18 protein-coding genes are annotated in these 22144 nt (G+C 69.7%); 11 read left to right on the top strand and 7 right to left on the bottom strand.

The window, feature by feature from the left end; all coding sequences use genetic code 11:
• Positions 1-81: 81 nt before the first annotated feature.
• From Q0W60_RS07740 to Q0W60_RS07725, 4 genes are read right to left on the bottom strand one after another with little or no spacing between them, the layout of a single operon-like run.
• Entirely contained in the window at positions 82-2544 is a 2463-nt protein-coding gene (locus Q0W60_RS07740; RefSeq protein ID WP_297694233.1) for an ABC transporter permease, read from the bottom strand.
• Positions 2545-2560: 16 nt separating this feature from the next.
• Positions 2561-5029 carry an FtsX-like permease family protein gene (locus Q0W60_RS07735; RefSeq protein ID WP_297694232.1) on the bottom strand — a complete coding sequence of 823 codons (2469 nt, stop codon included), beginning with the start codon at positions 5027-5029 and terminating at the stop codon, positions 2561-2563.
• A 7-nt stretch (positions 5030-5036) separates the two neighbouring features.
• Positions 5037-5717, bottom strand: coding sequence for an ABC transporter ATP-binding protein (locus Q0W60_RS07730; protein ID WP_297694230.1), 681 nt, complete (start codon positions 5715-5717; stop codon positions 5037-5039).
• 14 nt (positions 5718-5731) lie between these two features.
• Positions 5732-6991, bottom strand: coding sequence for an HlyD family efflux transporter periplasmic adaptor subunit (locus Q0W60_RS07725; protein WP_297694228.1), 1260 nt, complete (start codon positions 6989-6991; stop codon positions 5732-5734).
• 211 nt (positions 6992-7202) lie between these two features.
• Between Q0W60_RS07725 and Q0W60_RS07720 the strand changes: the two genes are divergently transcribed.
• Both Q0W60_RS07720 and Q0W60_RS07715 read left to right on the top strand, forming a co-directional pair.
• On the top strand, positions 7203-7742 hold the full coding sequence (locus Q0W60_RS07720) for a response regulator (RefSeq protein WP_297694226.1): 540 nt from the start codon (positions 7203-7205) through the stop codon (positions 7740-7742).
• On the top strand, positions 7732-9051 hold the full coding sequence (locus tag Q0W60_RS07715; RefSeq protein WP_297694224.1) for an ATP-binding protein: 1320 nt from the start codon (positions 7732-7734) through the stop codon (positions 9049-9051). Before Q0W60_RS07720 ends, Q0W60_RS07715 begins: the two co-directional genes overlap by 11 nt.
• 92 nt (positions 9052-9143) lie before the next feature.
• Here the strand turns inward: Q0W60_RS07715 and Q0W60_RS07710 are convergent, their stop codons facing one another.
• Both Q0W60_RS07710 and Q0W60_RS07705 read right to left on the bottom strand, forming a co-directional pair.
• Positions 9144-10985 (bottom strand): NAD(P)/FAD-dependent oxidoreductase, encoded by a 1842-nt coding sequence (locus tag Q0W60_RS07710; RefSeq protein ID WP_297694222.1) that lies wholly within the window; start codon positions 10983-10985, stop codon positions 9144-9146.
• A gap of 69 nt (positions 10986-11054) precedes the next feature.
• Positions 11055-12089 (bottom strand): lysine-2,3-aminomutase-like protein, encoded by a 1035-nt coding sequence (locus Q0W60_RS07705; RefSeq protein WP_297694220.1) that lies wholly within the window; start codon positions 12087-12089, stop codon positions 11055-11057.
• A gap of 113 nt (positions 12090-12202) precedes the next feature.
• Here Q0W60_RS07705 and Q0W60_RS07700 point away from each other — a divergent pair, with 113 nt between their 5' ends.
• Both Q0W60_RS07700 and Q0W60_RS07695 read left to right on the top strand, forming a co-directional pair.
• Positions 12203-12628 (top strand): hypothetical protein, encoded by a 426-nt coding sequence (locus tag Q0W60_RS07700; protein ID WP_297694218.1) that lies wholly within the window; start codon positions 12203-12205, stop codon positions 12626-12628.
• Between the two features lie 137 nt (positions 12629-12765).
• A complete protein-coding gene (locus Q0W60_RS07695; protein ID WP_297694216.1) occupies positions 12766-13947 on the top strand; it encodes a Gfo/Idh/MocA family oxidoreductase in 1182 nt (393 codons plus the stop codon).
• Between the two features lie 30 nt (positions 13948-13977).
• Here the strand turns inward: Q0W60_RS07695 and epmA are convergent, their stop codons facing one another.
• Positions 13978-14994 (bottom strand): EF-P lysine aminoacylase EpmA, encoded by a 1017-nt coding sequence (epmA, locus tag Q0W60_RS07690; RefSeq protein WP_297694214.1) that lies wholly within the window; start codon positions 14992-14994, stop codon positions 13978-13980.
• A 125-nt stretch (positions 14995-15119) separates the two neighbouring features.
• Between epmA and efp the strand changes: the two genes are divergently transcribed.
• The 7 genes from efp to Q0W60_RS07655 all read left to right on the top strand — a co-directional run bounded on the left by efp (position 15120) and on the right by Q0W60_RS07655 (position 22140).
• Positions 15120-15686 carry an elongation factor P gene (gene efp, locus Q0W60_RS07685; RefSeq protein ID WP_297694212.1) on the top strand — a complete coding sequence of 189 codons (567 nt, stop codon included), beginning with the start codon at positions 15120-15122 and terminating at the stop codon, positions 15684-15686.
• Between the two features lie 61 nt (positions 15687-15747).
• Entirely contained in the window at positions 15748-17322 is a 1575-nt protein-coding gene (locus Q0W60_RS07680; protein WP_366075294.1) for a winged helix-turn-helix domain-containing protein, read from the top strand.
• Positions 17322-17717 (top strand): hypothetical protein, encoded by a 396-nt coding sequence (locus tag Q0W60_RS07675; protein ID WP_297694208.1) that lies wholly within the window; start codon positions 17322-17324, stop codon positions 17715-17717. The genes Q0W60_RS07680 and Q0W60_RS07675 overlap by 1 nt, the downstream gene beginning before the upstream one ends.
• 54 nt (positions 17718-17771) lie before the next feature.
• On the top strand, positions 17772-18920 hold the full coding sequence (locus Q0W60_RS07670) for a serine hydrolase domain-containing protein (protein WP_297694206.1): 1149 nt from the start codon (positions 17772-17774) through the stop codon (positions 18918-18920).
• 251 nt (positions 18921-19171) lie between these two features.
• Positions 19172-20428, top strand: coding sequence for a tyrosine--tRNA ligase (tyrS, locus tag Q0W60_RS07665; protein ID WP_297694205.1), 1257 nt, complete (start codon positions 19172-19174; stop codon positions 20426-20428).
• A gap of 11 nt (positions 20429-20439) precedes the next feature.
• A complete protein-coding gene (locus tag Q0W60_RS07660; RefSeq protein WP_297694203.1) occupies positions 20440-20898 on the top strand; it encodes a peroxiredoxin in 459 nt (152 codons plus the stop codon).
• Between the two features lie 117 nt (positions 20899-21015).
• Positions 21016-22140, top strand: a complete 1125-nt coding sequence (locus tag Q0W60_RS07655) for a peptidoglycan DD-metalloendopeptidase family protein (RefSeq protein ID WP_297694201.1) — start codon at positions 21016-21018, stop codon at positions 22138-22140.
• Positions 22141-22144: the final 4 nt, after the last annotated feature.

The raw sequence follows: 22144 nt of genomic DNA, 5'->3' as shown, positions 1-22144 counted from the left end.
AGGCCGCCGCGCCGCAGACCGCCGCCCAGCCCGAGCTCGCCACCGCCTAGCTCTGCGATTGCCGCTCTCCCAGCTTGGCTCTCATTCGTAGCGGAGGGCGCCCACCGGCTTTGCGCGGGAGACGTTGAGGGCGTGGACGAACACCGTGGCCCAGGCGATGACCAGGGCCCCCGCGCCGGCGGCGAGGAAGGTCCAGGGCGCCAGGCCGACGTGGTAGACGAACCCCGAGAGCCACCAGCGCATCACCAGGAAGGCGGCCGGCCAGGCGATCAGGTTGGCCCAGATCACCGGCTTGGTGAATTGCCACAGCAGCAGCTTCAGGATGTCGGCCGAACTCGCGCCCATGGCTTTGCGAACGCCGATCTCCTTGGTGCGCCGCTCGGTTGTGTAGGCCGAGAGCGCGAACAGGCCGAGCGCGCCGACGACGAGGGCGATGAGGCCGGCGATCGCCACAGTCGCGCCCTGGATGATGGTGTCGACATAGAGCCGCATGGTGAAGCGATCGACGAAGACCGGCAGGTAGGGCTTGCCCTGCCCCAGCCGTTTCCAGAGCCGCTCGATCGCGGGCATGGCGCTGGGCGCCTGCTTGCCGTCGAGCTTGACGGCGAGGGCGATGGAATCCGGCGGCACGTTGCGGCCGAGCACGAACGCCGTCGGATCGATCTTGGCGCGCATCGAGCCGAAGGTGAAATCCGGGACGACGCCCACGATCTGCGAGGACAGCAGCGGCGGAATGGTGAAGGTGGGCTTGCGCTGGGTGGAATCCCACATGCCGTGCCAGAGGAAGCTCTGGCCGATCGCTGCCTGCGGCGAGGCGAAACCCAGCCGGCGCACGGCGCTCTCGTTGATGACGACGGGGCCGTAGCTGTCCGGCCCGTTGGTCGGCGCGTCCGACGGGCGTGAGCGCTCGAAGAGCCGTCCCGCGATCGGCCGGATCGCGAACAGCTCGAACCAGCCGTAGTCGACAGAGGCCAACGCCAGGTCGTGCAGCCGCCCGTCGCGAATGACGGAATCGTGGCTGTTGGCGAGGTTGAGGGCGAAATCGCCGGAGCAGGCCGCCGCCTTCACGCCGCGGAGCTTCACGACCTCGTCGCGCATCGTCTCGATGCAGGGGCTGGAGAACAGCAGCAGGACCTGGTCCTTGTCGACCCGCATCCCCTCGTTGAGGGCGAAGCGCGTCTGGCGCGCGATCGTGCCTGCCACCAGGATCAGCACGACCAAGGCGGCGAACTGGGCCACCACCAGCATCTGGCGCACACGCCCGCCGCCCGCCGCCTGCACCGGTCCGCCCTTCAGCACCGCGGCGGGGCGGAAGCCCGACAGCACGAGCGAGGGATAGACCCCGGCCAGGAGCGCGGTGAGCGTGAGGGCGCCCACGACGGCCAGGCCGACCGAGGGGTCGTGAAGGTAGTCGAACTTCAGCTTCCGCTGCAGCAGGGCGTTGACGGCGGGCAGCAGAAGCTCGGCCAGCGACAGCGCCAGCACTGCGGCGGCCAGCACGTAGAGGAAGGCCTCGCCCATGAACTGGACGATTAGGTCCCGGCGACTGGCGCCGGCGGCCTTGCGGACGCCGACTTCGACAGCCCGGCGCGCGGCGCGGGCGGTCATCAGGGTGACGAAATTGATCGCCGCCACGGCCACGATCAGCACACCGATCGCCGCGATCGCCCAGATCACCGCGGGGTCCACCGGGCCGCGTGAATTGTAGGCCGGCGTGGTCGCCTTCATGAGGTGCAGCCGGGTGATCGGGACCAGGAAAGCGCGGCGCTGGATCTTGCCGCCGAACTGCAGCACCGAGAGCGGCAGGCTGCGGTCGAGGAACTGCTGGAGGCGCGGCTCCATGGTCTTGACCGACGCGCCGGGCTTGAGGCGGAAGTAGGTGCCGAGCGTGTTGGTCAGCGGCCCGTTGATCGCCTCGTACTGGCTGATCGGGCTGGCCGGCGACCTGGCCGAGGCGACGAGCTCGAACGGGAAGTGGGTGTTGGACGGGAGGTCCTCGATGACCGCGGTGACCCGCATCGGCTGGCCGTTGACCAGCAGGGTCCGGCCGATCGGCGCGTCGCTGGCGAAGTCCTTGCGGGCGATGGAGCGGGTGAGGACGATGGAATCCGGCGCATCGAGCGCGCTCGCCAGGTCGCCCGCCACGGTGGGCATCGGGACCACGCGGAAGAAGTCGGGATCGGCCCAGTAGAGGTTGAGCTCGGCCATCGTCCGGTCGCCGATGCGGACGGTGGGCGGGAAATAGGACGGCGTCAGCCGCGCGACATACTGGATCTCCGGGAAAGCGAGCTTGAGGGGCCTGGCCATCGCCATCGGCGTCGCCTGTTCGTCGAAAGTCGTCCCGCCCATGCTGATCAGCTGGGTGACCGTGTAGACGCGGTCGTGGCCCGGGATGAAGCGTTCGTAGGTGAGCTCGTCGCGGACGTAGAGGCCGATCAGCATGGCGGCGGCGAAGCCCACCGCCAGGCCGAAGATCGTCACCCCGGCGTAGAGCCGGTTGCGGACGAGGTTGCGGAGCGCGGCGGCCAGGTAGTTGCGAAGCACGTGCGTCCCCTCCCCGCTACTCGTACCTGAGCGCGCCCACCGGCTTGGCGCGGGCGACATTGAGGGCGTGCGCGAAGACCGTGGCCCAGGCGATCAGGAACCCGGCGGCGCCGGCCGCGGCGAAGGTCCAGGGCGCCTGGTCGACGCGGTAGACGAAGCTGGACAGCCACCAGCGCATCACCAGGAAGCCCACCGGCCAGGCGATCAGGTTGGCCCAGATCACCGGCTTGGTGAACTGCCACATCAGCAGCTTCAGGATGTCGGCGGCGCTCGCCCCCATCGCCTTGCGCACGCCGATCTCCTTGGTCCGCCGCTCGGCCGTGAAGGCCGAGAGCGCGAACAGGCCGAGGCAGGCGATGGAGATGGCGATCAGCGCGCAGACCGCGATAAACCCGCCCTGGATGATGTTGTCGATGTAGAGCCTGAGCACGAACAGGTCCGCGAAGTACTGCTGGACCGGCTGGCCGTGGGTGATCTTCGGCCACAGCTGGTCGATCCGACGGACCGTCGCCGCCTGGCGGAGTGGATCCAGCTTCACGTTGAGCGCCGCAGACGTCAGCACGTCGTTCTTCGGCGACACGTAGTAGAAGGTGGGCGGCACCCGCTCGCGAACCGACTCGAAGGTGATGTCGGGGATCACGCCGATGATGGCCGAAGACTGGTATGGCGCACCGACGTTATCGAGATTGTTGATCGAGAGCGTCGGATTGAAGTGCCAGGTCAGGAACTTGCCGACGGCGCCCTGCGGGGAGCGATAGCCCAGGGCGCGAACCGCCGCCTCATTGATCACCACCGGCGGGGCGACGCCACCCGTCCTGCCCCCGTCGTCGCCGGCCCGCTCGACCTGGAACAGCCGCCCGGACACGGGATGGACCCCGTAGAGCTCAAGGAATCCGAAGTCGACCGGAGAGTAGTTGACCATCACCGGATGGCCGTTCGCACGGACCATGTCGTTGGCATGATTGAGGCCGACCGAGTTCGGGGAGGAGCAGGCCGCCGCCTTGACGCCGGGCACCTGGCGAATCGCGTCGCGCAAGGTGTCGGTGCACGGCGAGGCGTAGAGCATCAGGATATTGTTCTTGTTGGTGTGGGTCGCGTCCTTCAGCGCAAAGACGGTCTGCCGGAAGATCGTGGCGGTTGAGAGCACCAGGATCACCAGGACGGCGAACTGGGCCACGACCAAGATTTCGCGAACGCGGCCCCCGCGGCCGCCCGCAGAGATGGGTCCGCCCTTCAGCACCGCCGCGGGCCGGAAGGCGGACAGCACGAAGGCCGGGTAGACCCCGGCGAGGAGTCCCGTGACCAAGGCCACGCCCAACATGGCCGCGAGCAGAGCCGGGTTCGACAGGTAGTCGAAGGCCATCTTCCGCTGCAGGGCGGCATTGACCGGGGGCAGCAGGAGCTCGGCGAGCGCGATCGCCAGCACAAGGGCGACGCCGACGTACATCATCGCCTCGCCCATGAACTGCAGCACGAGATCGCGACGGCCGGCGCCCAGAGCCTTGCGGACGCCCACCTCCATCGCGCGGCGAGCGGCGCGCGCCGTCATCAGGGTCACGAAGTTGATGGCGGCCACGACGACGATGAGCGCGCCGATGATGCCGATGCCGATCAGCACCTTCACGTCGGCCCCCGGTTTCGGATCGCCGCCGTCGGCGGGCTCGAGGTGAATGCGGTCGAGCGGCTTGAGCCGATAGACGAAGGTGGTCCCGCGGTCGTCGGGATTGATCTTCGCATACAGCGGCTGGAGCCGGTCGCGAACGAAGGTGCGAAATCCCGCGTCGACCGAAGCTGCCGAGGCGCCCGGCTTGAGGCGGACGAAAGTCTGATTGCCATTCGAGGAGTAGCCGGCCTTCTCGAGCTGCTTCAGCAGCGACTCCGGGGCGAGCGATGAGGCGAAGAACTCACCCACGAGGCTGCTGTTCGACGGCAGGTCCTCGATGACCGCCGTGACCCGCTTCGGATGGCCATCGACGAGCAACTGGCCGCCGAGCGGCGCATCCTGGCCGAAGTACCTGCGCGCCGCCGACCGGGTGAGCACCACCGAGTCGGGCCGGTCCAAGGCCGTCGCGGGATCTCCGGCCAACGCGGGGAGAGGCAGGACCTTGAAGAAATCCGGATCGACCCAGACGAAGCTGCGCTCGCTGATGCTGACGTCGCCGCGCCGGACCGAGGGAAAGCCCGCGCTGGCGTAGCGCGCGAGATACTGGATCTCCGGGAACCGGAGCTTCAGCTCGGCGCCGACGACGGCCGAAGTGTCGTCGAGCTTGAACGGCGGCTTGCCCGGCGCTGTGATCGTCTGGCTGACCAGGAACACCCGCTCGTGGCCGGGGATGAAGCGATCGTAGGTGAGCTCGTGGCGCAGGTAGAGGCCGATCAGGATCGCCGAGGCGAAGGCGACGGCCATGCCGGCGATCATCACCCCGCCGTAGAGCCGGTTGCGCGAGAGGTTGCGGAGCGCCGCGGCCAGGTAGTTGCGGAACATCGAAACCTCAGGCCGCCAGCAGGGTTTCGGAAACCACCCGGCCGTCGAGCAGCTTGACGGTGCGCTGGGCGACCGCGGCGTGGACCAGGCTGTGGGTGACCATGACGATGGTCACCCCGGCGGCCGCCGCCTCGGTGAGCAGGCGCATGACCTCCTCGCCGTTGGCGGTGTCGAGGTTGCCGGTGGGCTCGTCGGCGAGGATCAGCCGCGGAACGGAGACCAGGGCGCGGGCGACCGCGACGCGCTGTTGCTGGCCGCCCGAGAGCTGCTGCGGGCGATGCCGGGCGCGGTGGGCGATGCCGACCCGCTCCAGGGCCTCGGCCACCCGCCGGCGGCGCTCGCCGGCCGCGACGCCGCGGTAGAGCAGCGCCACCTCGACGTTCTCGGCGACGGTCAGGTCATCGATCAGGTTGAAACTCTGGAAGACGAAGCCGATGTGCTCGCGCCTGAGCTTGGTGAGCTCGGCCTCGGAGCGGCGGGCGACGTCCTCGCCGAAGAACCAGTAGGCGCCGCCGCTCGGGCTGTCCAAGAGGCCCAGCAGGTTGAGCAGGGTGGACTTGCCGCAGCCGGACGGGCCCATGACGGCGACGAATTCGCCGGGGTCGATCTGCAGCGAGACGCCGGCCAGCGCCAGGGTCTCGACCTCGGAGGTGCGATAGACCTTGGAGATATCCTCGAGCTTGAGCATGCGCCCCGTTCCCTTCAGTGAGTGATGATGACCTGGTCGATCTTGTCGTAGCCGGTGTAGTCCGAGGTGATCACCCGCTCGCCCGGCTTCAGGCCCGAGAGCACCTCGACCTGCTCGGCGTTGCGGCGGCCGATCCTGATCCGGCGCTTCAGCGCCTTGCGGCCGGAGCCGTCGAGGACCATCGCCCAATCGCCGCCCGAGCGCTCCAGGAACGGCCCCGCCGGCAGGATCAGCGCCTGGTGGTCGCCGCCCAGGGTGAGCCGTCCGTCGAGCGCCTCGCCCGACGTGACGTCGCCCGGCATCGGGCCCGTGAAGCCGAGCTCGGCCAGGAAGGTGGCGTCCTTGACCTGCGGATCGACGCGGATGACGCGCACCGGCAGCTCGCGGCCGTCGACCTCCACCTGGCCCGCCTCCCCCGGATGCACGCGGTCGAGGTAGAACTCGTCGACGCGGGCCTCGAGCTTGTAGCCGGTGGCGGGGACGATCTGGCCCAGGCGCTCGCCGCGGTTCTTGATCTCGCCGACGTCGAGATGCATGTCGGCCAGCTTGCCGGCCACCGGCGCCCGCAGCACCAGGTTGTCGAGCTTCGAGCGGGCGACGCCCAGGCTCTGCTGCAGGTTGGAAAGCTCCGCCTTGATCTGCGGCAGCTGGCGGCGGCGCAGCACCTCCTCCTCGCGGTTGATCGAGCTCTGCAGCGGCTGCAGGCGCAGATTGTGGTCCAGCTCGTCGTGGGTGGCGTAATACTGCTGGCGCGGGATGAAACCCTTGGCGTTCAGCACGTCGTAGCGGTTCGCGTCGCGGCTGAGACGGGTGATGTCGTAGTCGATCTGGGCGGCCGCCTTCTCGTTGGCGACGCGGGCGTCCTCCAGCTGCTTCTCGTAGGCCTGCAGCTGGGTGATGGACTCCGCGAGCCGGCCCTCGCGGTCGAGGACCTCCAGCTCCAGCTCGGTGTTGCGGAACCTGACCAGCGGCTGGCCGGCGCGGACCTCATCGCCCGCCTGGGCCAGCACCTGCTCCACCTGGCCGCCCTCCAGCGCATCGAGATAGACGATGTCCTTCGGGACGACCTTGGCGCGGAGCGCGACGAAATCGTGGAACACGCCCGGTTGCGCGGGCTCGATGGTGAGGCTCGCCGCCGGCGCCCTCAGGGAGGCGCGGGCGCCGACGGCGAGCGCGATCCCCAGAGCGACGACGACGGCCAGGCCGCCGGCCGCGGCGAGGCCGATGAGGGCGCGCGGGCGCCGCCATTTGGGCCGCTCCAGAGGTCGATCCATCAGCTGGGTCATGGCGACACCAGTATCCGGCGAGCGGGCGCATCCAGGAAATCGCAGGGATTCAGCGGGTTAGCCCCGCCACCGGCGGATGGGCGAAAGGCCGGTGTCCGGAAATGGACAGCGCCCCCTCGCCCGCAGGCCGCCGGAGGACGCAAACCGTTGAGCGGCTTGGCTTTTGGCGGCTCGGCCGGTCGGCCCTAGAGTCTGCAGCATGGGGCAGGCCCTCTCCTTCCTGGTGGTCGACGACGACGCCGATGTGCTGAAGGCGGCCGCCGCGACGCTGCAGCGCACCGGCGCGCGGCTCCATCTAATGGAGGCGCCTGCAGGGTTGGAATCCGGCGCAGCGGGATGGGACGCCGTCCTGCTGGACATGAACTTCGCCGCCGGCGCGCGCAGCGGCGCGGAAGGCTTCGATGCGCTGTCGCGCCTGCAGCAAGCCGACCCGGCGCTCTCGGTCGTGCTGATGACCACCTACGGCGGTGTGGCGCTGGCCGTCGAAGCGCTGAAGCGCGGGGCCGTGGACTTCGTGCTCAAGCCGTGGCGCAATGAGGCCCTCGTCGAGGCGATGGCCAACGCCGCCAAGCTCACGGCCAAGCGGCGGACCGGCGCGGATCTCAATCTCGACGAGCTGGAGCGACGGGCGATCCTGCGAGCGCTGGCGATCCACGACGGCAATGTCTCGCGCGCGGCCGCGGCGCTCGGACTCACGCGGCCGGCGCTCTACCGGCGCATGGAGCGGCATGGCCTCTAAGCCCCCGACCGGCGCGGCGGGCTTTGCGCTGGGCGCGAGCCTGCGGGCGATCGCCATCGGGCTGCTGGCGTTCGGCGCCTTCCTGACGCTGGAGCGGCGCCTCTGGGCGACGGCCGTGGTGCTCGTCGCGATCCTGGCGCTGGCGGCGCTCGACCTGATGCGCAGCATGCGCTCGGCCGACCGGACGCTGGCCCGCTTCATCGAGGGGCTTGCCGCGGAGGGGTACGAGCGGCCGGCGCCGCAGGCGGGGCTGCGGGAAACCGACCAGGCCATCGGCCGCGCGCTCGAGCGGCTGGCCGCCGCTCGGTCCGAGCGCCAGCGGCGGATCGACCATCTCGAAGCGCTGACCGACAATGTGGCGGCCGCCCTGCTGGTGCTGGACGACGCCGGCCAGGTGGTGAGCGCCAACCGCGCCGCGCGTCAGGGGCTCGGCGCCGGGATGGGCCCCCTCGCCGCCATCGCCGAGCTGCCGGCCGCTACCGCAGTTAGGCTGCGCAGCCTGCCGGCGGGGGCCCGCGAGATCGTGCGGCTGGCGGACGGACGCGCCATGCTGGCGCAGGGCGCGAGCTTCGCCGCGGAGGGCCGCAGGCTCACGCTGCTCTCGCTGCAGAGCCTCTCCGGCGAGCTGGATGCGGTCGAGCTGAAGGCCTGGCAGGACCTGGTGCGCGTGCTGGCGCACGAGATGATGAACTCGCTGACGCCGATCTGCGCCCTTTCCGAGAGCCTCGGCGAGCGGCTGCGGGCGCCGAAGGCCGACCGGCCCGCCATCGCCCACGACCTGGAGATCATTGGCCGCCGCAGCGAGGGCCTGATGCACTTCGTCGACCGTTACCGGCGGCTCACCGACATGCCGGCGCCCGAGCCGGAGACGATCCGCGCTGCCGAGCTCGCCGACCGCCTGGATCGGCTGATGCGGCCGATGATGGCCGAGGCGGGCGTCGACTACGCCAGCGTGGTGACGCCCAAGAGCCTCAGGCTCACGGCCGATCCCGAGCTCCTCGATCAGGCGCTGATCAACCTGCTGAAGAACGCCCTCGAGGCGGTGCGCGGGCTGCCCGGGGCGGCGGTGCGGCTGGGCGCCCGGCTCGACGAGGATCGCGTGGCGCTGGTGGTCGAGGACAACGGGCCCGGCCTGCCGGCCGGCGATCCCGAAGCCGTGTTCGTGCCGTTCTTCTCGACCAAGGTCGGCGGCTCCGGCGTCGGCCTGACGCTGGCGCGGCAGGTCGCCCTGGCGCATGGCGGACGCCTGGAGCACCAGGGTCGCGCCGGCGGCGGGGCCGTGTTCCGGCTCGTGCTGCCCAATGTCTGATCCGCTCGTTCCCGGGGAGCGGGGAATCCAAGCCGAATTCGTTTCAGATCGCGAGGCCGCTGGGTCCCCGCCTTCGCGGGGACAAGCGGGAGTCAGGAATTCGCGGGCCAGGCGCGGGTGATCTCTAGGCCGGGCATCGAGCCCTCGGCGCGCCAATCCTCGAGCACCTTCACGAAGGCGACCGGTCCGGCGCCATAGGAGCCGTTGCGGGAGCTGATCGCCCGTACGTTGCCCTCGTTGTTGTAGTAGCCCGGGGTGCATTCCTCCAGGAACGCCTGACGCATGATGGCGAGCTTGACTATCGTCTCGACCCAGGCGTCCTCGGCCTCCTGCGAGGCTTCGACTGCGCTGATCCCCTCCTTGTGGCAGCGGCCCAGGATGTAGCCCAGGTGCTTGGACTGCTCGTTGATCATGTGCGGGAAGTTGGCCGAGAAGCCCGACTGGGTGTTGGAGATGATGAAGCAGTTGGGGAAGCCGCGGCTGTGCAGCCCGTGCAGCGTCGAGGCGCCGTTCCGCCATTTCTCAGTGAGCGTGATCCCGCCCCGGCCGAAGACCTCGTAGCCGGAGCGGCGGGTGTAGTCGGTGCCGACCTCGAAGCCGGTGGCGTAGATCAGGCAGTCGAGCTCGTATTCGACCCCGTTTGCGACCACGCCCTTCTCGGTGATCCGCTCGACGCCCTGCCCGGCCGTGTCGACGAGCGTGACGTTGGGTCGGTTGAAGGCGTCGAGGTACTCGTCGTGGAAGCAGGGCCGCTTGCAGAACTGGTTGTAATAGGGCTTTAGCGCCTCGGCCGTGGCCTTGTCCTTGACGACCGCGTCAACACGGGCGCGCACCTGCTCCATCTTCTTGAAGTCGGCGAGCTGCATCAGCGAGGCGGGATCCTCCACCGTCTCGCCGGCCTGCGCCTTCTTGCGGGCCAGCAGCAGGATGTTGCCGATGATGTCGGTCCAGCCGTCGGCGACAAGGTCCTCGTCTGCGAAGCCGCCGGAGACCAGGATGTTGAAGTTGTCCATCCTGGCCTGCTGCCAGCCGGGCTGCAGCGATCGCGCCCACTCCGGATCGGTCGGCCGGTTGTTGCGCACGTCGATCGAGGACGGCGTCCGCTGGAACACGAACAGCTGCTTGGCGCCCTCCGCCAGATGCGGCACGCACTGCACGGCCGTGGCCCCGGTGCCGATGATGCCCACCACCTTGTCCTTCAGGCCGGTGAGCCCGCCGTCCGACGCCCCGCCGGTATAGCCGTAGTCCCAGCGGCTGGTGTGGAAGGAATGGCCCTTGAAGCTCTCGATGCCGGGAATGCCCGGCAGCTTCGGACGATGAAGGGGTCCGTTGGCCATCACCACGAAGCGGGCCTTCATGGCGTCGCCGCGGTTGGTCTCGATGATCCAGCGCCCGAGCGCCTCGTCCCAGCGCAGGGCCGTCACCTCGGTCTGGAAACAGGCGTTGCGGTAGAGGTCGAACTTCTCGGCCATGGCGCGCGAGTGGCGCAGGATCTCCGGCGCACAGGAGTACTTCTCCACCGGCACGTAGCCGACTTCCTCCAGCAGCGGCAGGTAGACGTAGCTCTCGATGTCGCAGGCTGCGCCGGGGTAGCGGTTCCAGTACCAGGTGCCGCCGAAGTCGCCACCTTTCTCGATCAGCCGGATATCCTCGATCCCCGCCTCGCGCAGGCGCGCGCCCACCAGCAGTCCGCCGAAGCCGCCGCCGATCACCGCCACTTCCACCTCGTCGGTCAGCGGCGCACGGGAGAAGCCCGGCTCGACGTAAGGGTCGTCCAGGTAGTGGGCGAAGCGGCCGGCGATCTCCACGTACTGGGAGTTGCCGTCGGCGCGCAGCCGCTTGTCGCGTTCGGCTCTGTACTTGGCCTTGAGCGCGTCAGGATCGAAGCCGAGCTCTTCGGCAGTGTCGGTCTTCGGCGCGGCGTCGTCAGCCATCGGCATACCCTTCGTTCAAGCGCCAGCCTGCCGATTCAAACGCCCGTTCGCAAGCCTGACGCCGGGTAACTAGGCGTGCGGCGGATAGGGATGCCGCGCGCCGCTCGGATCCTCCACTTCGCCGCCGCCGAGATAGCCCGGGCCGATCGGGACCTTGCCGTGGCCGCCGGGGATGTCGAGGACGTAGGTCGGCTGGCAGAGGCCGGAGAGCCGCCCGCGGAGGGCCTTCATCAGACGCTGGCCATCCCGGATCGAGCCGCGGAAATGGCCGGTGCCCGGCGCGAGATCGGCATGGTGCAGGTAGTAGGGCTTGACCCGCGCCTCGACCATGCCGCGGAACAGCGCCTCGAGGGTGGCCGGATCGTCGTTGACGCCGCGCAGCAGGACGGTCTGGCCAAGCATGGGGAGGCCGGCGTCCACCAGCCGCCCGCACGCGCCGCGGGCGGCGGGCGTCAGCTCGCGCGGATGGTCGGCATGGAGAGCGACGTAGACGGTCTTGGACGAGGCCTTCAGCGCCGCGACCAAGGCGGGCGTGATGCGGGCCGGATCGACCGCCGGCACGCGGGTGTGAAAGCGGACGATCCTCACGTGCTCGACCGCCTCGATCCGCGCCATAAGGCCACGGATTCGCCGTGGCGAGAGGATGAACGGATCCCCGCCGGTGACGATCACTTCCCAGACCTCTGGATGCGCCGCGATGTAGGCGATGGCCGCGTCGAGCTGCGCCGGCGAAAGCGGGCGCAGGCCTTCTGGGCCCACCATCTCGCGCCGGAAGCAGAAGCGGCAGTAGACGGCGCAGGCGTGGTTGGGCTTCAGCAACACGCGATCCGGATAGCGGTGGACGATGCCGGCCACCGGCGAATGGACCTCGTCGCCGATCGGATCGGCGGACTCCTCTGGGGCGTTGACGAGTTCGGCGGACGTCGGCGCGAACTGGCGGGCGATCGGATCGGCGGGATCGGCCGGGTCGACCAGCTCGGCCATGGCCGGCGTGATCGCCACGGCGTAGCGGGCGGCCACGCGATCGAGCGCCGGAAGGTCCGCCGGGTCGGCGAGCCCGGCGTCGGCCAGCGCCCGGGGGGTGCGGAGGGTCTGGACGGTCATGCCGGCCATATGGCGCCCCGTCCGGAGCGCGTCACGGACTTCTGAGCCGCAGGGCGGCGCCGAGCGGCCGTCTCGCGAGTTGACGCAGGCGAGACCTATCGGAGGCAACAGCCATGCGTCACCAGTCTTTGGAGCAGATCCTCAGCCAAGCCCGCGTCGTCGAGGCCGGCCCGACCCTCAGCCGCCACGAGCGCCTGCTGCGATGGGCCCAGGTGCTGCAGGCCGCCGAGGCGCGATTGCTCCAGCCGCTGAGGTTCGTGGAGTTCTATGCGCCGGCCGCCCGCGCCCGGCTGCGCGGCGAGCAGACGCCGCTGGCGCTCGCCTTCGCCGATCCGGTGCTGCGCGGCGCCGGCCTGAGCGGCGACACGCTCGGCGAGGCGCAGGCTTTCTTCGGCCTCAACGACGAGGACACCCACTTCCTGCTCTGCGACTGCCACTGGCGCGGGCGGATGACCGGCGGGCGCGCCGCTCGGCGCGTACGCGCGGTGGCGAATCCCCATCTTCTCAACCGCTTGTGGATGTCTTTTCAGCGCGATTAGGAGCCAGGCCACGGGATTGCTCGATGCAATGCTCGGCGGCGGTCAGCCGCGGCGCGGCAGCCGGCCCCGAACGCCTGAGGGGTTTCGCGCCTCGTCCGGATCATGTTGAGGTGCCCGAGGGAGACCACGGGCGCGCCATGAAGACCTTTCGCATCGGTGTCATCGGGCTTGGCCAGCGCATCGGCCATGTGCTGTCGGCGATGCAGGAGATGGGCGGGAGCCTCCAGCTGTCAGCCTACGTCGACGCCGCCCCAGTCGGCGCGCCGGTGCTGGAACAGGCGGTCATCCCTCTCGGCCGCCCTTGCGCCGATCCCGACCAGCTGTTCGCCCACGGCCCCTACGACCTGGTGATGGTCGGCTCGCCCAACCACCTGCACTTCGCGCACGTCAATCGCGCCCTGGACGCCGGCTTTCCGGTCTTCGCCGAGAAGCCCCTCGTGCGCACCGAAGCCGAGACGCTGGCGCTCGCCGGGCGGCTCGCGGGCGGCAGGACCCCGCCCCTTTTCGTCGGCCTGGTCATGCGCTCGATGCCGATCGTCAAGGCGGTGATCGCCCGGGTCGAGTCCGGCGAACTGGGCGAGATCGTCTCCATCGACGCCACCGAGCACCTGCCGCCCGAGCACGGCGGGTACCTGGCCCGCAACTGGCGGCGCAAGGCGGAGTGGGGCGGCTCCTACCTGCTCGACAAGGTCTGCCACGACTTCGATATCTTCGGCCGGATCGCGGGCGCGCGGCCCGCCAGGGTGGCGAGCTTCGGCGGGCGACGGATATTCACGGCCGAACGGACCGAGCGGCCGCGCCGCTACGACACCGGCGAGGAGGCCTTCGTGCAGCGCGACGCCGGCTGGATGGCGGCCAACGATCCATTCCACTCGGACATGGACGTCACCGATCACCAGACCGCGATGGTGGAATACGACAATCAGGTGCGCCTCACCTTCCACGCCAACAGTTGCGTCGCGCTGCCGGAGCGGCGCTGGTACGTGGCCGGGACCGAGGGGACGCTGATCGCCGACCTCGTCCGCAACAAGCTGATGGTCCGCCGGGTGCTCTCACGGAAGAAGCCCGAGCGGATCGAGTACGGCGGGCTCACCGCCGACGCCCACAACGGGGCCGACCAGGCCATGGCGCTCGACCTGATGGCGACAATGGAGCGGGGCGTCCCCTTCCCGGTCTCGCCGTTCGAATCGCTGGAAGCCGGACTGACCGTGATGGCCATCGATCGGGCGATGGCGCTCGGCGAGATGCTCGACTGCGCGCCTATGTGGGCGGCCTACGACGAGGCGCGGGCGCCCGCGAAGCCGCCGGTGAAGGCGTAGGTCTGCTTCTCCCCTCAGGAAACAAGGTGGCTAAGGGACGGGCGTCCAGAGGACCTGTTCGATCCGGCTCGCGCCCGCGGCGAGCATGACGAGGCGGTCGAAGCCGAGCGCGCCGCCGCTGGCCGGCGGCATGAACTCGAGCGCGGCGAGGAAGTCCTCGTCGATCGGATAGGCCTCGCCGTAGACGCGGGCCTTCTCCGCCATCTCGGCTTCGAAGCGGCGGCGCTGCTCGGCGGGGTCGGTGAGCTCGGCGAAGCAGTTGGCGAGCTCGACGCCGCAGGAATAGAGCTCGAAGCGCTCGGCGACGCGGGGATCGCCGGGCTTGGGACGCGCCAGGGCGGCCTCAGCGATTGGGTAGTCGCGGAGGACCGTGGCGCGGCCCTGCCCCAGGTTTGGCTCGATCTTCTCGACGAGCACCCGACTGAAGACGTCGGACCAGGTGTCGTCGGACGCGACGCGGAGGCCCGCGGCTCGCGCGGCGCCCGGAAGGTCGCGATCGAAGAGGTCGAGGCCGGCGTAGCGCCGGAACGCCTCCGCCACAGTGATCCGCTCAGGTTCAACAACCGGATCAGCGGCTTGGCCGTGGAAGCTCAGTTCCCGCACGCCCGCCGCCTCGGCCGCAAGGCGAAGCAGCGCGGCGCAGTCCTGCATGATCGCCTCGTACGGAGCGCCGGCCCGATACCATTCGAGCAGCGTGAACTCGGGATGGTGCAGCGGACCGCGCTCGCGATTGCGCCAGACGTGGCCGAGGCTGACGATCTTCGCCTCGCCGGCGGCCAGCAGCTTCTTGCAGGCGAACTCCGGCGAGGTGTGCAGATAGAGCCGCTGCCGGGCGCCGTCGGGGCCGATCGTCTCCGTCGCGAGGGCGTGCAGGTGCGCCTCATTGCCGGGCGAGACGGCGAGCGCCGCCGGATCCACCTCGACAAAGCCCTGGCTGTCGAACCAGCGCCGCACGGCCGCGGCGATGCGGCTGCGCGCCGCCAGGAACGGCCGCCGATCGGCGTGGCGGTCGGGCCGCCACCAGGCGGATGGGACAGGCTCTCTCAAGCGGGTGCGACCGGCGAAGGGCTGGCGATTTCGGCGAGGATCGCTATAGGGGCGCGTCCGGCATTTGATCAGCGGAATCGCGCGCACGCCAGAGGCGCGGGCCGCCTGCGCATCGAGGAATTCACGTGAAGGTTCAAGCCAGCTCCCTCCGCAAGGGCAATGTGGTCGATCTCGACGGCAAGCTCTACGTCGTCCTGCAGGCCCAGAACATCCACCCCGGCAAGGGGACGCCGGTCACCCAGCTCGACATGCGGCGTATCTCCGACGGGGTGAAGATCTCCGAGCGCTATCGCACCACCGAGACCGTCGAGCGCGCCACGGTGGACGAGCGGGAGTACACGTTCCTTTATTCCGACGGCGAAGGGTTCCACTTCATGAACCCGGAGACCTACGACCAGCTGGTCGCCTCGCCGGATATCGTGGGCGACGCGCGGTTCTACCTGCAGGACGGGATGAACGTGCACCTCTCGACGCACGAGGGCGTGCCGATCGCCATCGAGCTGCCAAGGCTGGCGACCTTCGAGGTGGTCGAGACCGAGCCCTCGGTGAAGGGCCAGACCGCGTCCTCCTCGTACAAGCCCGCCGTGCTCTCGAACGGCCTGCGCACCATGATCCCGCCCTACATCGGCGTCGGGACCAAGATCGTCGTGCTCACCGAGGACGGCTCCTACCAGGAGCGGGCGAAGGACTGACCCCGGCAGATTCCACCGCTCATTCTTGGCCGACTGCCTCGCCGAACGAGGCTGTGGTAGAGTGGTGGCCGGGCGGCGTGCGGCGGGGTTCCTCAATGGATCAGGTGGCGCGAAGCCTGCTGTCGCCGGGCCGCATCGATCGGCCCGCGAGGCGGACTTCACGCTCGGCGCCCTGCAAGTCCGCCCGTCGCGACGTGAACTCCTAGGCGACGGCGAGCGGCGCCTGCTGCAACGCCGCGTGATGCAGGTGCTGGTGGCGCTGGCCCATCCGACCTCCGAGGTGGTGTCGCACGACGAGCTCATTCTCCGCTGCTGGGGCGGGCTGTCGGTGAGCGAGGACGCCATCGGCCGCTGCATAGGCCAGCTCCGCTGCCTGGCGGCGCAGTGGTCGGAACCGCCCTTCGAGATCGAGACCATCGCCGGCGTCGGCTACCGGCTGTCCATCTCGCCCGAGCGGCCCTCGTTAGACGTGGTCGCGCGGCGACGCGCCTCCCCCATCGGCTGGATCGCGCTCATCGTCGGGCTGGTCGCCGGCGTGCTGATCTTCGCCGGCGTCTGGGCGGCGCGTGCTTGGATCTCCCGGCCGGCGCCGCTCGCCACACCGGTTGTCATGGTGCGGGAGCTGGGCGTGATCGGCGACGATCCCGCCTTGAGACCATTTGCGGCGCGCGCGGGCGACTCGATCGCCAGCTTCCTCGGCGATTCCGAGGTGCGGGTGGTCTCCGAGCCTGCGACGCGCGGCGCACCGAATGTCCAGCTGGCGTTCAACGGATCTGTGTCGAGCGAAGGCGATCAACTCCGCCTGCATTTGTTCCTCGAAGACATGCGCTCGGGCACCACCCTGTGGAGCCGGGATTTCGTCGGGCCGAGAACGCGAAGCGACGCCTTGATCGATGAAGCCAAGGGCGGCGCCATGGAAACGATGAATCTCGTCCGCGCAACCTATGGCCAATCCGGGCCGACCCTGGATCCCGAGACCATGCTGCTGGAGATCCGCGGCGGCGAAGACACCGTGGTGCCGACCTTCGCCAACTTCAACGACGCCTTGCGACCCTACGAGCAGGCCCTCGCGCGAAGGCCCGACTCCGGCGTGCTGCGCGCCGCCTACGCCAATGCGCTCGCCACCGCCGCGCTCAACGGGCCGCCGACCGATCGCCCCAGCCTGTTCAGGCGCGCCCGCCTGGAAGCGGAACGGACGATACGCGAGCACCCGGAGCAGTCGGGCGTGGCCTATCTCGCCGAACTCGTCATGGCTCAGGCGGAGTCGCCGCGCGATTGGGTCGGGGCCGAGGCCAGGCTCGATGCAGCGCTTAAGGCTGCGCCAGAGGATGCCTTCCTCTACGCCGACAAGTGCCGATTCCTCGTGCTCATGGGGCGCGCCCGCGACAGCTTCTACTATTGCCAGCGCGCCCTGTCGCTCAGGCCGCACACGGGGAAATTCCTGCTGAGCTACGCGATGGCGTTGGACATGCAGGGCGATTTCCCGCAGGTGGCCGACCAGTTGCTCGACGAGGCCGCAGCGCTCTACCCCGGTCTTCTGGACGTTCGCGCTATCGCTTCGCCAGGCAGGCCTTCGCCGGCTCGCCGGACCAGGCGCTGGCCCTACTGCATGATCCTTCGACGACCCCGCCGGTGATGCCCGAGGATTTTTCGGCGGTGGAGCTGCTGGAGAAGGCGCGCAGGACCGGCGCATCCGCTGACGCCGTCGCCGCCCTGACCGCGATGCGAAGGGCGGACGAGCACCAACCGCTGGATGATTTCCGGGTCTTCCCGATGGCCGAGGGGCGGCTCGACAACGCCTTTGCCCAGCCGGACACCAAGGGTATGGAGCAGAAGGAGCCGGAGCTGCTCACCTTAGCATTCACCGCGCCGATCCGCCGCGACCCTCGCTTCTGGCCGATCGCCGCGAGGGCGGGCCTTGTCCGATATTGGCGGACGACTAACAAGTGGCCGGACTTCTGCAGCGACCCGAGCTATCCCCTCGACTGCCGTGCGCAGGCCCGGCGCGTGCTCTCGACCAAGGAGCGCTAGTCGAACCGAAGAACATCTGCGCCTGCTGGCCGGCGGGCTTGCCTGGAGGACGCCATGAGCGAGGTCATCGAGGTCGAGGGTTTCGTCGCCGCAGGGCTGGAGTCCGTGCGCGCGGCCTTCGCCGCCAATCTGGCGAACGGCGAGGACGTGGGGGCCGCGTTCTGCGCGACCAAGGACGGCGAGGTGGTCGTCGACCTCTGGGGCGGTTGGGCCGACGAGGCCCGCACGCGCCCCTGGGTCCGGGAGACCATCGTCAACGTCTATTCCACGACCAAGACCATGACCGCGCTCACCGCGCTGATGATCGCCGACCGCGGCGAGCTCGACTTCGACGCTCCGGTCGCCCGCTATTGGCCGGAGTTCGCGGCCGCGGGGAAGGCCGACGTGAAGGTCAGACACCTGATGAGTCACTCGGCGGGCCTTTCCGGCTGGCGCGAGACGATCACCAAGCAGGACCTCTACGACTGGGAGAAGGCCACCTCCTTGCTGGCCGCCCAGGCGCCGTTCTGGGAGCCGGGGACCGCGCCGGGCTATCATGCTATGACCCAGGGATACCTGGTGGGCGAGGTGATCCGGCGGATCACCGGCAAGACGGTGGGCGCGGTGTTCCGCGACGAGATTGCGGAGCCGCTGGGCGCCGACTTCCACATCGGCCTGCCGGCGTCCGAGGACGCGCGCGTCGCCGACCTGATCCCGCCGCCTCCTGGCACGGCGGTGGGCGAAGCCGGCGGCGAGACCGAGCTGCAGGCCAACATGTCCCACAACCCCGGCGTGGACGTGATGGAGACGCGCAAGCGCGCCTGGCGCGGCGCCGAGATCCCGGCGGCCGGCGGCACGGGCAATGCGCGCTCCATCGCGCAAGTCCACGCGATCCTGGCCAACGGCGGCGTCGCGAACGGCCGGCGCTTCATGTCGGAGGCGGGCTGCCGCAAGGCTCTGGAGCTGCAGATCGAGGGCGACGACCTGATCCTGGGGCGGCCCGTGCGGTACGGGATGGGCTTCGGCCTGGCGGGCGGCATGGTCCCCCTGCCCAACCGGAACAGCATCTTCTGGGGCGGCTATGGCGGCTCGCTGGCGATCATCGACATGGATGCACGCACGACCTTCGGCTACGCCATGAACAAGATGGCGCCCACGACTACCGGCGACATGCGCGCCCTGGGCCTCGCCATGGCCATGTGGCAGGCCCTGGGGATCGTCTGAGCGCGGCTTGACCGCGGGCAAGCCTCCGCCTACCTAGCGCGCCATGATCGGACGGCGTCCCCGCTTCGGCCGCTATTACCGCCTGCCCTGACGCAGGCGCCCGATCCTACGCGCCTGCCCACTCGGCCGGCGCAGACTTCAGGCATCACCCGACGCGCCGGCCTCCTCAACCCAAGGAGACCGCCATGCTTCTCGATAAGTCCGCATCCGCCGTGCTAGAGCCCGGCCAGCGAAGTCCCGAGCCGCCCCCGATGTCCGAGCAACCGTTCAAGTCCGAATTGCTCAAGACGCTGCAGGCGCGCGGCTACATCCACCAGATCACCCACCCGGCGGAGCTGGACGCGGCCGCCGCAGCGGGGCCGGTCACCGCCTACATCGGCTTCGACGCCACCGCGCCGTCGCTGCATGTGGGCCACCTGTTCTCGATCATGACCCTGCGCCGCCTGCAGCAGAGCGGCCACAAGCCGATCGTGCTGATGGGCGGCGGCACGACCAAGGTCGGCGATCCCACCGACAAGGACCAGCAGCGGCCGCTGCTCGACGACGAGCAGATCGCGACCAACATCGCATCGATCAAGGGCACGTTCGAGCGGTTCCTGACGTTCGGCGACGGCCCGACCGACGCGGTGATGGTGAACAACGCCGACTGGCTGGACCGCTTCGGCTACGTCGCGTTCCTGCGCGAGTTCGGCGTGCACTTCACCATCAATCGGATGCTGAGCTTCGAGAGCGTCAAGCTGCGCCTCGAGCGCGAGCAGCCGATGACCTTCCTCGAGTTCAACTACATGCTGATGCAGTCGGTGGACTTCCTGGAGTTGGAGCGACGGCTGGGCTGCCTCCTGCAGATGGGCGGCTCCGACCAGTGGGGGAACATCGTCAACGGCGTCGAGCTGATCCGCCGGGTCGACCAGAAGCCGGCGTTCGGGCTCACCACGCCGCTGCTCGCGACGGCGTCGGGCCAGAAGATGGGCAAGACCGTGGGTGGGGCGATCTGGCTGAACGCCGAGCTTCGCAGCGCGTACGACTACTGGCAGTTCTGGCGAAACACCGAGGATGCGGACGTCGGCCGCTTCCTGCGCCTGTTCACCGATCTGCCGCTGGAAGAGATCGCCAGGCTGGAGAGCTTGTCGGGCGCGGAGATCAACGAGGCCAAGAAGGTGCTGGCGGGCGCGGCCACGCGCTTGCTGCATGGCGCGCAAGCCGCCGAGACCGCGGCCAGGGCCGCCGAAGCGGCCTTCGAGCAGGGCCGGCTGTCGAGCGACCTGCCGACCGTGGAGGTGAACGCCGCCGAGCTCGAAGCCGGCGTCATGCTGGCCGCGCTTGCGCAGGCGGCGGGCCTGACGGCCTCGCGGGGCGAAGCGCGCCGCCTGGCCCAGGGCGGCGGGCTGCGGGTCAACGACCAGCCCGAGCCCGACGCCAACCGCACCGTGACGAGCGCCGACCTGGTGGACGGGGTCGTCAAGCTCGCGGCGGGGAAGAAGAAGATCGTGCTGGTGAGGCCGGTGTGAGGAGTGGTGAGATGGCGGTGACAGAAGGTTCCAGGGCGCCGGACTTCACGCTGGAGACGCCGGATGGGCCGGTGAAGCTCGCCGACTTCGCCGGCCGAACTCTGGTGCTCTACTTCTATCCGAAGGACGACACGACCGGCTGCACCAACGAAGCCAAGGCGTTCAGCGGGCTTGCGCCTGAATTCTCCGGGGCGGGCGCGACGGTGGTCGGAGTCTCGAAGGACAGCGTGGCCGCCCACAGGAAGTTCGCCGACAAGTACGGGCTGCAGGTGAAGCTCGCATCAGATCCCACGGGCGAGACCGTCGAGCGGTACGGCTCTTGGGCGGAGAAGAGCCTCTACGGCCGCAAGTACATGGGCATCGACCGCTCGACCTTCCTGATCGAAGACGGCGTGGTGAGGCGGCTCTGGCGCAAGGTGAGGGTCCCCGGCCACGCCGAGCAGGTGCTTGAGGCGGTGAAAGCGCGCTAGCCGAAGGGTTTCGACTCACCGCAACATTATAGATTCGGCTGCGGCGTTAACTAAACTTGCGCGCTCGCCGGAAGTCCGTTTCTATCGCCGCCATCGGGGCCGGGGGCCATCGGCGGCATGAGAGAACGGCTGGCGCGACTTCGCCGCACGCTCGAGGCGCTGTTTCCGGAACGCCACCTCTACGTGCGCTCAGGCGGCCGGATGCGGGCCTATGTGCTGAGCCCGCGAAGGCAGATGCTGGCCGCTTCGGGCATCGCCGCGACGGCGCTGTGGACGGGGGTGGCGAGCGCCGCCCTGCTGCTCCATGCCCTGTCGGGCAGCTTCGCCGACCGGGAGGTCGCCCGCACCCAGGCCCGGCTCCGCTCTTCCGTCGCTGAACTGAACGCGGAGGGCGCGACCTCCAACCAGCTCGCCGCCAGTCTCGAGAAGCGGCACGCCGCGCTCGCGATGCTGCTCACCGGATTGAACGACGCGCCCGGGGCGGCCCAGACGCTCATACCGATCATCGGCCAGGGCCTGGCGGGCCAGGACGTCAGCCCCGCCGAGCGAATGCAGAAGCTCGAGCTCGGCCAGCAGCAGCTGCTGGACGCGGCCGATTCCTACGCCCGGAGCCGGGCGGACCGGCTGCGGCTCGCCTTTCACCTGACCGGCGTCGCGCCCGACGCATACCTGCCCAAGGCGGGCGGCCTCGGGGGACCGCTCGTCGAGCCGAAGGATCCCGGCGCCCTGGCCGCCCTGCTCGGCGTCGACGCCGACTTCGCCGGGCGCGTCCAGCATGCGGAGCACGACCTGTGGGACGCCCGCGAGCTCGCCCAGGCGGCGCAGGCGCTGCCGCTTGCGCCGCCGACGGCCGAACCGGCGCGCTCCTCCGGGTTCGGCGTGCGGATCGATCCCTTCACCCACCGGCCGGCGTTTCATACCGGCCTCGATTTTCCAGGCGGGCGGATGACTCCGGTGTACGCGACCGGGCCGGGCGTGGTGGCCTACATCGGCCCGCGCTCCGGCTACGGCAAGGTGGTGGAGGTTGACCACGGCGGCGGCCTGAAGACCCGCTACGCCCACCTGCAGACCATTGCGGTGCATGCAGGCGAGCCGGTCGCCCCCGGCGAGCGGCTGGGCGGCATGGGCTCGACCGGCCGCTCCACCGGGCCCCACCTGCACTACGAGGTGTGGCTGAACGGCCGGCCGGTGAACCCGGAACGGTTCCTGAAGGCCGGCGCCTATGTGAACGCCGCGGGTTAGGCGC

Origin of the sequence: Phenylobacterium sp., from assembly GCF_025934275.1 — a bacterium.
Taxonomy (GTDB): domain Bacteria; phylum Pseudomonadota; class Alphaproteobacteria; order Caulobacterales; family Caulobacteraceae; genus Phenylobacterium.
This window is presented reverse-complemented; position numbering and strand designations above follow the sequence as displayed.